The sequence below is a fragment of the Jiella sp. M17.18 genome (assembly GCF_041027365.1).
Classification (GTDB): Bacteria; Pseudomonadota; Alphaproteobacteria; order Rhizobiales; family Rhizobiaceae; genus VKMB-3413.
The window spans coordinates 489,325-501,012 of the sequence record NZ_JBFTEH010000001.1; the positions used below are offsets into that span (position 1 = coordinate 489,325).

Below are 11,688 nucleotides of genomic sequence, written 5' to 3' on the forward strand. Positions count from 1 at the left end.
TGCCGAGCCCGGATGGCCTCGGCTCAGACGAGGTCCTGCTGCTTCTCCGGCTTCATCGCCCCGCCCTGCGGCTGGGGCACGGTGAACTGGCCCTGCGGGCGGAAGCGGATGAGATAGGTCGGCAGGATCGCATCCAGCGTGCGCGGCTGCCGGCCGAAGGCTTTCAGCGTCCGCCCCTCGGCCTTGGCCGCATCCGAGACCACGTTGTCGTGGCGCAGCTGGGCGACCTGGTCGGGCGTCAGCGGCGCGCCCGGCACATGCTGCAGCAGCTTTGCCATCGTCGCGGCGGTGCCGAAGCCGATCGAGACGAAGCGGCGCTTGCGGGCGATCACCCGCAGCATCTCCTCCATCATCTCGCGGAAGGTCAGGATCTCCGGGCCGCCGAGTTCGTAGATGCGGCCGCCCGGCACCTTGCCTTCGACCGTATCGGCGATCGCCTCGGCGACGTCGCCGACATAGACCGGCTGGAACCGCGTCGTGCCGCCGCCGATCAGCGGCAGGAAGGGCGCCCTGCGCGCCATGTCGGCAAAGCGGTTGAAGAACTGGTCCTCGGAGCCGAACACGATCGACGGGCGCAGGACATACGAATCCGGCAGCGTCTCGAACACCGCAGCCTCGCCGGCGGCCTTGGAGCGCGCATAGCCCGATTCGGAGTTCGCATCGGCACCGATCGCCGAGATGTGCGTCAGCGGCGCGCCGACATTGCGCGCGGCTTCGGCGACGGCGCGCGCGCCGAGGGCCTGCACCGCCTCGAAGCTCTGCTTGCCGCTCTCGGCGAGGATCCCGACGAGGTTGACGACGTGGTCGGCGTTCTCCACCGCCCGGTCCACCGACCAGCGATAGCGCAGATTCGCCTGGATCGGCTGGATCTGCCCGAAATTGCCGTTGACCCGGACGCGGTAGGCGAGGTCGGGCCGGCGGGTGGCGACGCGGATGCGGTGGCCGCGCCGGGCGAGGGCCCGCGTGACGTGATTGCCGAGAAAGCCCGAGCCGCCGAAGACCACCACCGTCTTGTTCGTGTCGACCGTCATGTTCGCCCTTATCCTTCGCCGCAGCGTCCGGCCGCGCATCGCGGCGGCCGGATCACACGCCAATCATGATCGTAAGGCCGCTCATAGCCGGTTCGGGAATGGAGGTGAAGGCGGGAATGGCGGCGATTCGGCATTGCGCGGCGGCGAGAGCGCAACGAGACGCCCGATCGCCGGTCGGCCCGGGCCACCACTCGCCCCGGCTGTCCCGAAGCGGCGGCCGGCCCGGGGCGAGACAGGATGCGCCCTCCAGGGCTCTCCCCGTGTACGGCGGGGACCTCCCGCCCGAGGGCTCGGCGACTGCAATTTCGGGCGCTGCCAGAATTCGCGTTGACAGGCCCATCGTCTCTCTCTAGACGTCCCTGCCGAGCCCAGGTGGCGGAATTGGTAGACGCGCACGGTTCAGGTCCGTGTGCCGCGAGGCGTGAAGGTTCGAGTCCTTTCCTGGGCACCATTTCCCTATCCGTGACGGTGTGAAGCCGATCGGATAGCAGCCCCACACCACAGACATCGAAGCGCCGATCCGGCATCGTCCGGAGATGGGCGTGTGTCTGTACACGATCCCATTGTCGATGATCTTGCCGGCCTTCGTGGCCTGGCTCGAACCCGTGTGATTCGGTCCCGGAAAGGCCGGTGACGCTGCCGCGACGCCGCGCGGCTTCCTCGCGCGTCGCATCCGCTGCCGGCACTCCCGGCTTTCCACCGCCTTTCTCCCCGACGGTCCGATCCTGTGGACAGGCGGGCCAGCGCGGGACTCCTGCCGGCGTCCGCGTGCTAACCTGGAACAGGTGCCGGCGCGGCAGTCTCTCCGGCCGTTGGGGCCGCCGTCCGGCACGCACCACCGCACACACTGCACAGTATGAAGGGCATGCGATGACCGTTGCCGTCGACCTCGGCACGACCCAGACCGGCGAGCCGGCGGAGCTCGATCTGGAAGAACTCCTGTCCACCCGCCTGCTCGTCCAGGGCAATTCCGGCTCGGGCAAGTCGCATCTCCTGCGCCGGCTCCTGGAGCAGAGCGCGCCCTACGTGCAGCAGGCGATCGTCGATCCGGAAGGCGACTTCGTCACGCTGGCGGATCGTTACGGCCACGTCGTCGTCGACGCCAACCGCACGCCGAACGAGCTCGCCCGCATCGCCGGCCGGATCCGCCAGCACCGCGCCTCCGTGGTTCTCAACCTCGAAGGGCTCGACGCCGAGGTGCAGATGATGTGCTCGGCGGCGTTCCTGAACGGCCTCTTCGACTGCGATCGCGCCTTCTGGTTCCCGATGCTGATCGCCGTCGACGAGGCGCATCTCTTCGCCCCGGCGATGTCCGGCGAGCATTCGGAGGAAGCGCGCAAGGCCTCGCTCGGCGCGATGACCAACCTCATGTGCCGCGGCCGCAAGCGCGGTCTCGCCGGCGTCATCGCGACGCAGCGCCTCGCCAAGCTCGCCAAGAACGTCGCGGCCGAAGCCTCGAACTTCCTGATGGGGCGTACCTTCCTCGACATCGACATGCAGCGCGCCGCCGATCTCCTCGGCATCGACAGGCGCGGTGCCGAGCGCTTCCGCGATCTCGAGACCGGCAACTTCGTCGCCCTCGGCCCGGCGCTGTCGCGCCGTCCGGTGCCGATCCGGATCGGCCCCACCGAGACGCATTCGCGCGCCGGGCGCCCGTCGCTGATGCCGCTGCCGGAACTGCCGCCGGAGGACCTCGCCGACCTCGTCTTCACCGCCAGCGAGGCCGAGAAGGAGGCGGATCGCCGCGCCGCCGCCCGTCCGGCCTTCGCCGCGCCCCGCCCGCCGGCCCCGCAGCCGAGCGTTCCGACGAGCGAGCTCCTGGAACGGGTGGCATCGGGACCGTCCGCCGGGGAGCGGGCGGAGCCTGCCGAGGACGACGATCCGCGCTCGCCCGAAGAGCGCGCCGCCGCGGTCAACCAGATCTTCGCCGAGATGCTGGAGGATCCGGACGCGGCCTTCCGTCCGGTGCCGGTGCTCTACCAGGAGTTCCTGACGCATTGCCGGCTGAAGCGGCTGCGCGGCGCCGAGACCGACATGGCGGCCTTCCGCCGCCGGCTGTCGCTGGCGCGCGCCGGCGTGTCGGCCGACACCTCCGACGCCGAGTGGCAGATGATCATGGAGCGCTCGGCGGATCTGCCGGAGGAGATGCAGGGCGTCTTCATGATGCTGGCGCGGGCCGCCCGCGACGCGGCGGAATGCCCTTCCGACGAGGCTCTCGCCCGCGCCTATGGCAGCCATTCGCCCTCGCGCGGACGCTTCCTGCTCTCCTTCATGGCCGAACGCGGCCTGATCACCGCCGACCAGGACTTTCGCGGCGACCGCGTCGTCACCATCGCCGGCACCGACTGGCGCACCAAGCTGCCGCAGGTCTCGCTCGACAGCCTCGACGAGGCGCGGGCGCGGCGGGCGGCGCGGCTGGCGCGCAGCGGCAGCTGACCGCCGCCATCTCCGGCGGCGGCCGACGGTGCGTCGTGGACGAACGCAACGGCTACCGCTCGAACGTCGCGACGACGTCGTAGAGGCCGGGATGAGCGGTGCCGAACCGCCGGTTGCCGTCGATGAAGCCGTGTCCTCGCAGCGTCTCCATCACTGCGTGCCACGAGGACATGTCGCGGCATTGGGCGTAGTTCGCCACGCGCGTTCCGTCGTGGCTGCGGTGCAGGCTCGCCGAGAGCCATCCCGGAACGTCCTTGCGGCAGAGGCGGGCTGCCTCGCAAAGGTGGTCGATCAGCGCCTGCTGGCCGCCTTCCGGCACGGTGAAGACGTTGATCTGCGTAACGATGCCGGCCTGCGATCGGATGAGGGGCATTGCGGTTCTCCTTGTCAGAGCCCGCGCGACGGAGAACGAAAACCCTTCTGGACCCTTCGCCGCCAAGCGAGCACGGTTGCTCTCGCTTGTCGTGGGTCCCGGTACCGGGCGCGGAATCTTCTCCTCCGGAGAAGGGGCGGACTCACCTCTGCCGCCCAATTCCTTTTCGACGACGATCTATCTGGCATCCGGCGGCGGACCGGCAAGCGGCTGACGGCTCGTCAGTTCACACCGGCGCGCCGAGAAGCCGCAGCGTCCCCAGCACGAAGCCGTCGCCGACCGCGATTTCGACCGCGGCGTCGAGCGCTAGGGCGAGGGTGAGCGTCGCCCAGAGCGGAAGCCGCGCGGCGAGGGCGAAGCCGAGGACGACGAAGACCGTGTCGCCGAGGGAATTCAGGATGGAATCGCCGGCATAGGCCGCGCCGCCGGCAGGCGCGGCGAACATGTGGATGAGGAGCGGCGTGTTCTCCATCGCCTCCCAGACGGCGCTGGAGGCGACGGCGGTGACGGCGCGCTGGCCCGTCGGCCACCCCGGCCGCATCCAGGTGACGAAGGTGTAGAGCGCAAGCCCGAAGATGACGTGCAGCGCCGAGTACCAGTCGGCGAACTGCTGGCTGTTCCGCCCCGGTGCCGGCGCACCCTGCCAGAGCTTCACGACGCCACAGGGGCAGACCCAGGATCGGCCGGCGAGCCTCAGCCAGACGATCATCGCGATGACGATGAGGAGGCTGGCCGCGACGCTGGCGGTCACGGAGGAAAAGAGGGATCCGCGCGGTGTCGGTTGCAGCGCGTGGCTGGCGCCGGTCATCGAGGCCGCCGCATCGTGCACCGGCCGTGAGGCGCCTCGCAGGCCATCCGGCTGCAAGCGCCCGAGAGATATTGCTGGAAAAGGAGCATGAAACGCACGGCGAGGTGATGACGGGTGGCGCCCGTCCGGCTCGCCGAGGAGTGGCGAAGCGGCGCGTTCGCCTGCTAAAAGGATGAGGCGCCGGCGGGAGGTTTCAAGCCGGCTTGGGATCACGTGCCGTTCATGAGCCACTTCGCCCTGATCTGCCCGCCGTTCTTTTCCCATATCCGCCTGTTCGAGGCGGTGGGGGAGGAACTGGCGCGGCGCGGCCACCGCGTCACCTTCGTCCTGAACGGCGGCGCGGCGTCGCTGGTCGAGCGCGGCGGCGCGAACCTGTCGGCCGTCGATGTCGGGGAGCGGCCGCGCGCCGAGCTGGACGCGGTGATCGCCCGCGCGGCGCGGGGCAGGGGGCCGCTCGCCGTGCTGCGCACCGTGCGCGATTCGGCCTTGCTCACCGACGAACTCTGCCGCAAGGCGCCGGCGCTTCTCGAACGGCTCGGCGTCGACGCGGTCATCGGCGACCAGATGGAGCCGGCGGCGGGACTGATCGCCGCGCATCTGAAGCTGCCGCTGGTCTCGCTCGCCGCAGCGCTTCCCATCCATCATGACCCGTCCGTGCCGCTGCCCTTCCTGCCCTGGCCCTATGATGCGAGCGAGCGGGGCCTGAAGCGCAATCGCGGCGGCGAGACGGTGGCGCGGCTGTTGCTCGCGCGTCAGCGGAGGACGGTCGCGAGCTGGGCGAAGCGGCTCGACCTGCCGCCGCGCGATAGCCTCGCCGACTGTCTTTCCGAAACCTGCCAGATCTCGCAGCTGGTGCCGAGCTTCGATTTTCCCCGGGATCCCTCGCCGATCCGCCACGCCGTGGGGCCGATCCGACGCCGGGACGCGGGCGCGGAGACGCTTCCCTTCCGCCGGCCCGGGCGCAAGCCGCTCGTCTTTGCCTCCTTCGGCACGCTTCAGGGGCACCGCATCGATCTCTTCCGGAAGGTGGCGGCCGCCTGCCGCGCGATCGGCGCCGACTGCCTGGTCGCCCATTGCGGCGCGCTGGACCAGCGCCAGGCGGCCTCGATCGGCGCCACCTTCGTGACCGACTTCGTGCCGCAGCGCGCGATCCTGGCGCAGGCGAGCGTCTGCGTCACCCATGCCGGCCTCAACACCGTTCTCGACTCGCTCGCCGCGGGCGTGCCGATGCTGGCGATCCCGATGGCCTTCGACCAGCCGGGCATCGCCGCGCGCATCGTTCATCACGGTGTCGGCGAACGGTTCTCCCGCGTCCTTTTGTCGGAGGCGAAGATCGTCTTTTGTCTTGAGCGGCTGATGACGGAGGCTAGTTTCCGCGATAGAGCGCGCGTCATCGGGCGTGACATCGGGGCATCCGGCGGGGCGGCATTGGCGGCAGACATCGTGGAACGAGTGGTGCTCGGCACCGGCCGGCGCACCGGCGACGAGCGGCCGGCATGACCGGATCGTCCGCTGCCGCAGTCCCCGAACAGGTCGACGTCGCCTTCGTCGGCGGCGGGCTGGCAAGCGGCCTTGCCGCATACCGCCTGCGGCAGAAGCGACCGGAGCTCTCGCTCGCCGTGTTCGAGGCCGACGATCGCCTCGGGGGCAACCACACCTGGTCATTCCACGACGGCGACCTGACGGCGGCGGAACACGCCTGGCTCGCGCCCTTCCTCGCCTATCGCTGGAGCGCCAATGAGGTGCGGTTTCCGCACCGCAGGCGGAAGATGGCGACCGGCTATGCCAGCGTCTCCTCGGAGCGGTTCCGCGCCGTACTGGAGCCGGCGCTCGGAGCGGCGGTGATCACCGACGCACGCGCCGAGGCCGTGAAGCCGAGGTCGGTGACGCTCGCAGACGGGCGCACGGTTCGCGCGGGCTGCGTGATCGACGGGCGCGGCCACCGGCCGAGCCGGCATCTCAGGCTCGGCTTCCAGAAGTTTCTCGGCCAGGAAATCGAACTCGCCGCTCCGCACGGCCTGATGAACCCGATCATCATGGATGCGACGGTGACCCAGGCGGACGGCTATCGCTTCGTCTACGTCCTGCCGATGAGCGCGACGCGGCTGCTCGTCGAGGACACCTATTACGCCGACGGGGCGGAGCTCGATCGGGACCGACTGCGAGGGGCGATCGGCGACTATCTCGGCGCCCATGGCTGGCGGGCGGAAACGATCGTCCGGGAGGAGCACGGGGTGCTTCCGATCGCGATCGACGGCGATATCGACGCCTTCTGGGCCGAGAAGGACGGCGTTCCGGCGATCGGCCTCGCCGCGGGACTGTTCCATCCGACAACCGGCTACTCTCTGCCCGACGCCGTCCGGCTGGCCGACCGGCTCTCCGCACTGGCAGACCTCTCGGCTGCGGCCGTCTTTGCCGAGACGCGGCGCCATTCCATCGAGACCTGGCAGGCGCGCGGCTTCTTCCGCATGCTCAACCGGCTCCTGTTCTTCGCCGGCGTCTCCTCCAAGCGCTACAAGATCCTGCAGCATTTCTACCGGCTGCCGGACCCGGTGATCGCGCGGTTCTACGCCGCCAAGCTGACCCTGCCGGACAAGGCGCGCATCCTGACGGGCAAGCCGCCGGTGCCCTTCGGCAACGCGATCAGGGTGCTCGCGCGCCACCGCCTGACCGGGGAACTCGCATGAAGGACGGCACCGGCAGGATCGGCGGGGAGCAACGCGCCGTCGTCATCGGCGCGGGCTTCGGCGGCATCGCGCTGGCGATCCGGCTGCAGGCGGCAGGCTTCCAGGTGACGCTGCTGGAAAAGCGCGACAAGCCCGGCGGCCGTGCCTATGTCTACGAGGACGAGGGCTTCACCTTCGATGCCGGCCCGACGGTCATCACCGATCCGTCGGCGCTGGAGGAACTGGCGGAAGCCGCCGGCCGCCGGCTCTCCGACTATGTCGAACTGCTCCCCGTCTCGCCCTTCTACCGCCTGTGCTGGGAGGACGGCTACGCCTTCGACTACGTCAACGACCAGTCCGAGCTCGACCGGCAGATCGGCGCCAAGGGCCCCGCTGACGTCGCCGGCTACCAACGCTTCCTCGCCTATTCCCGGGATGTCTTCCGCGAGGGCTACGAAAAGCTCGGCACGGTGCCGTTCCTCTCCTTCCGCGACATGGTCCGGGCCGGGCCGCAGCTCGCCCGGCTGCAGGCCTGGCGGAGCGTCTATGCCAAGGTGTCGGAGTTCATCGCCGACGAGCAGTTGCGGCAGGCCTTCTCCTTCCATTCGCTGCTGGTCGGGGGCAATCCGTTCGCGACCTCCTCGATCTATGCGCTGATCCACGCGCTGGAGCGCGAGTGGGGCGTCTGGTTCCCGCGCGGCGGCACTGGCGCGCTGGTGCGCGGGCTGATCCGGCTGTTCGAGGACATCGGCGGACAGGTCGAGACCTCGGCCGAGGTCGCCGAGATCGAGGTGCGGGACGGCCGGGCGCGGGCGGTGGTTCTGAAGGATGGCCGGCGCTTTGCGGCCGACTGCGTCGCCTCGAACGCCGACGTCGTCCACACCTACGGCGCGCTGCTCGGCGGCACGGCCCGCGGCCGGCAGGAGGCCAAGCGGCTGGCGTCGAAGCGGTTCTCGATGTCGCTGTTCGTCATCTATTTCGGTCTCAGGACCCACCGGCCGGAGCTGCAGCACCACACGGTCCTCTTCGGTGCGCGCTACCGCGAGCTGATCTCGGAGATATTCAAGGGCCGCGAACTGCCCGGCGACTTCTCGCTCTACCTGCACAACCCTTGCGTGACCGATCCCTCGCTCGCCCCGCCGGGCATGGGCAGCTTCTACGTCCTCTCGCCGGTGCCGCATCTCGGCAATGCCGCGATCGACTGGGCGGTCGAGGGGCCGAAATACCGTGACCGCATCTTCGACTATCTCGAGGCCCGCCATATCCCGAACCTCAAGGCCGATCTCGTGACGAGTCGCATCTTCACGCCGCACGACTTCCGCGATGAGCTGAACGCGCATCACGGCTCGGCCTTCTCGCTCGATCCTGTGCTGACGCAGAGCGCCTGGTTCCGGCCGCACAATCGCGACGCGGAGATCGCCAACCTCTATCTCGTCGGTGCCGGCACGCATCCGGGGGCCGGCGTGCCGGGGGTCGTCGGCTCGGCCAAGGCGACGGCGGGCCTGATGATCGCGGATGCGGGGCTGGCCGTCTGATGTCCTCCACGACCCTTGCGGCCGGCCTGCCGCTCGACGCGGCGGCGCGGGCCGATCTCGCGGCGATGGCCGAGGATTCAATCGCCCGGGGCTCGAAGAGCTTTGCGGCGGCGGCGCGGCTGTTCGATCCGGAGACGCGGGCGAGCGCGATGATGCTCTATGCCTGGTGCCGGCATTGCGACGACGCCATCGACGGCCAGGTGCTCGGCTACGGACGGGGACCGGGCGCAGGGGCTGCGAGTCCGGCCGGAAGGCTCGCGACGCTCGAGGCCGAGACGCTGGCGGCGCTGGACGGCGCCCCGACGCGGGAACCCGCCTTCCGCGCCATTGCCGATGTCGCGGCGCGCCACGGCCTGCCGCGGACGCTGCTTCTGGAGCACCTCGACGGCTACCGCATGGATGTCGAGGGCCGGACGTACCGGACGATCGCGGACACGCTCGACTACTGCTACCACGTCGCCGGCGTCGTCGGCGTGATGATGGCGGTCGTGATGAAGGCGAAGGACGGCGAAGCGCTCGACCGGGCCTGCGACCTCGGTATCGCCTTCCAGCTGACCAACATCGCCCGCGACATCGTCGAGGACGCGCGTGCCGGACGCGTCTATCTGCCGGGTGACTGGCTCGCCGAGGCGGACCTTCGGCCGGATCAGGTCGCCGATCCGCGCTCGCGCCCGGTGGTCGCGGTCCTCGCGCACCGGCTGGTGGACCTCGCCGAGCCCTATTACGAGTCCGCCTTCTACGGCCTTGCCGCCCTGCCGCCGCGATCGGCCTGGGCGGTCGCGACGGCGCTGGGCGTCTACCGCGAGATCGGGCTGGAGGTGAAGGCGAGGGGACCGGCGGCGTGGGACGCGCGCATCGCCACCAGCCGCGCGGCAAAGCTCCGCCACGTAGCGCTCGGCGCAGGCAGGGTCGCGCGCGCCCGCCGTGCCGCTCCGCGCCCGAGGCTGCCCGGGCTGTTCACCCGGCCGAACGCCGCCGATTGATCCGCCGACGACGGGCTCGCCCTGCGAAGCCGAGGCCGCCGCCTCCTGACATGGTTGTGATCCGCTCGAAATGCCCGCGGCACAGGCGTTTCGCCGCCGTCGGCGCTCGGCCAAGCACATCACCTGGAACGGGACCGACCCCGCACGGTTGACGCACAGGCGTCGGCTGGGAGGAGCTCGGCCGGCTCGACCGAAATCCGACAGCGGAGAGCCTCCATGAACCGTCATTTCCTGCTGGCATCGATCCCGGCCGCCCTGCTTCTCGCCGCCTCCGGCGCGCAGGCAGCGAGCAGCACCGCCAGCGATGCCGCGTCCTCGTCCGACCACCAGCTCCTGACCGGCGAGAAGGCCTATGGCAGCTGGGAGCAGGCCAAGCCCGGCCTGAAGCTGAAGATCACGCCGGCCGACATGCCGAAGCCCTACGCCACGAAGTCGGCGAGCAACTCCCCCGGCATCGGCCAGCGGCCCGACGGCGCCAAGCCCAAGGTGATGGACGGCTTCCAGGTCTCCGAATTCGCCAGCGGTCTGCAGGAGCCGCGCGTCATCACCATCGCCCCGAACGGCGACGTCTTCGTCGCCGACAGCTCGGCCGGAACCGTCCACGTCTACCGGATGGGCGAGGACGGCAAGGTGACGAAGAAGGGCGTCTTCGCCAGCGGCCTGAACCGGCCCTATGGCATCGCCTTCTATCCCAAGGACGATCCTAAATACGTCTATGTCGGCAACACCGACAGCGTCGTGCGCTACCCCTATTCGAAGGGCGACATGAAGGCCTCGGGCAAGGCCGAGACGATCGTGCCGAAGCTTCCGACCGGCTATCACTGGACGCGCGACATCGTCTTCTCGCCGGACGGCAAGACGATGTACGTCTCGGTCGGCTCCGACTCGAACGTCGCCCTCGACACGATGAATCCGCATCCGCCGGGCGGCTTCGTCGACAAGAACCCCAAGGGGGCCGCCTGGGGCGACGAGCGCTGGCGCGCCGACGTCCTCGCCTTCGATCCGGACGGCAAGAACCGCCGCATCTACGCCACCGGCCTGCGCAACTGCTCGGGCATGACGATCCAGCCGGCGACGAAGGATCTGTGGTGCGTCGTCAACGAGCGCGACGAACTCGGCAACAACCTGCCGCCGGACTATGCGACGCATGTGCAGGAAGGCCATTTCTACGGCTGGCCCTGGTACTATATCGGCGACAATCCGGACCCGCGCTGGAAGATGGCCCCGCGTCCGGAGCTCGCCAACGACGTGACGGTGCCGGACGTCCTGTTCCAGCCGCATTCGGCCCCGCTCGGCATCGACTTCTACACCGGCGACATGTTCCCGCAGGACTACAAGGGCGACGCCTTCGTCGCCATGCACGGCTCCTGGAATCGCGACCACCGCACCGGCTACAAGGTCGTGCGGCTGATCTTCAAGGACGGCAAGCCGACCGGCGTCTACCAGGACTTCCTGACCGGCTTCGTCCTGTCCGACCAGCAGGTCTGGGGCCGGCCGGTCGACGTCACCATGGCGCATGACGGCTCGCTGCTCGTTTCCGAGGATGGCACCGGCACCATCTGGCGCGTCTCCGCGACCAAGCAGCAGGCGGCGAAGTAGGCGCCTCGACAGCATCGCCCGCGCGTCTTCCTCCCTTCGGAGAAGACGTCCAAGTCCATGGCCGCCGCGCTCGTCGCGGCGGCCTTTTCGCGCCCGGCGACGCTCGACCGGTGGCCCTGGCCGCTCATCCCGGCTTCGGCCGCCGCTAGCGCGGCCTGACGAGCGGTGCGTTATGCTCGTCTATGACGGCGGCGAATCGGCGAAGCGCATGAGGGCGGCCAGAGCCGTCCGGCGATGCGGCCGGTCTCGAAAGATTT

At 69.8% G+C, this 11,688-nt stretch carries 9 protein-coding genes and 1 tRNA gene; 7 read left to right on the forward strand and 3 right to left on the reverse strand.

Annotated features, from left to right (window positions below):
* Positions 1-23: 23 nt before the first annotated feature.
* Positions 24-1,031, reverse strand: coding sequence for a complex I NDUFA9 subunit family protein (locus tag AB5S17_RS02330; RefSeq protein WP_369235705.1), 1,008 nt, complete (start codon positions 1,029-1,031; stop codon positions 24-26).
* A 366-nt stretch (positions 1,032-1,397) separates the two neighbouring features.
* Between AB5S17_RS02330 and AB5S17_RS02335 the strand changes: the two genes are divergently transcribed.
* A tRNA-Leu gene (locus AB5S17_RS02335) sits at positions 1,398-1,482 on the forward strand.
* A 419-nt stretch (positions 1,483-1,901) separates the two neighbouring features.
* Positions 1,902-3,467 carry a DUF87 domain-containing protein gene (locus tag AB5S17_RS02340; protein WP_369235707.1) on the forward strand — a complete coding sequence of 522 codons (1,566 nt, stop codon included), beginning with the start codon at positions 1,902-1,904 and terminating at the stop codon, positions 3,465-3,467.
* 52 nt (positions 3,468-3,519) lie between these two features.
* Here the strand turns inward: AB5S17_RS02340 and AB5S17_RS02345 are convergent, their stop codons facing one another.
* Both AB5S17_RS02345 and AB5S17_RS02350 read right to left on the reverse strand, forming a co-directional pair.
* Positions 3,520-3,840: an antibiotic biosynthesis monooxygenase gene (locus AB5S17_RS02345; RefSeq protein ID WP_369235709.1), complete on the reverse strand. Its 321-nt coding sequence runs from the start codon at positions 3,838-3,840 to the stop codon at positions 3,520-3,522.
* A 226-nt stretch (positions 3,841-4,066) separates the two neighbouring features.
* On the reverse strand, positions 4,067-4,591 hold the full coding sequence (locus tag AB5S17_RS02350) for a DUF2585 family protein (protein WP_369235711.1): 525 nt from the start codon (positions 4,589-4,591) through the stop codon (positions 4,067-4,069).
* Between the two features lie 279 nt (positions 4,592-4,870).
* Between AB5S17_RS02350 and AB5S17_RS02355 the strand changes: the two genes are divergently transcribed.
* From AB5S17_RS02355 to AB5S17_RS02375, 5 genes are all read left to right on the forward strand, one after another.
* Positions 4,871-6,148, forward strand: coding sequence for a glycosyltransferase (locus AB5S17_RS02355; RefSeq protein WP_369235713.1), 1,278 nt, complete (start codon positions 4,871-4,873; stop codon positions 6,146-6,148).
* Positions 6,145-7,335: a lycopene beta-cyclase CrtY gene (crtY, locus tag AB5S17_RS02360; protein WP_369235715.1), complete on the forward strand. Its 1,191-nt coding sequence runs from the start codon at positions 6,145-6,147 to the stop codon at positions 7,333-7,335. Before AB5S17_RS02355 ends, crtY begins: the two co-directional genes overlap by 4 nt.
* Entirely contained in the window at positions 7,332-8,849 is a 1,518-nt protein-coding gene (locus AB5S17_RS02365; RefSeq protein WP_369235717.1) for a phytoene desaturase, read from the forward strand. The genes crtY and AB5S17_RS02365 overlap by 4 nt, the downstream gene beginning before the upstream one ends.
* Positions 8,849-9,832 carry a phytoene/squalene synthase family protein gene (locus tag AB5S17_RS02370; RefSeq protein WP_369235719.1) on the forward strand — a complete coding sequence of 328 codons (984 nt, stop codon included), beginning with the start codon at positions 8,849-8,851 and terminating at the stop codon, positions 9,830-9,832. Before AB5S17_RS02365 ends, AB5S17_RS02370 begins: the two co-directional genes overlap by 1 nt.
* A gap of 216 nt (positions 9,833-10,048) precedes the next feature.
* Entirely contained in the window at positions 10,049-11,431 is a 1,383-nt protein-coding gene (locus AB5S17_RS02375) for a sorbosone dehydrogenase family protein (protein ID WP_369235721.1), read from the forward strand.
* Positions 11,432-11,688 lie beyond the last annotated feature (257 nt).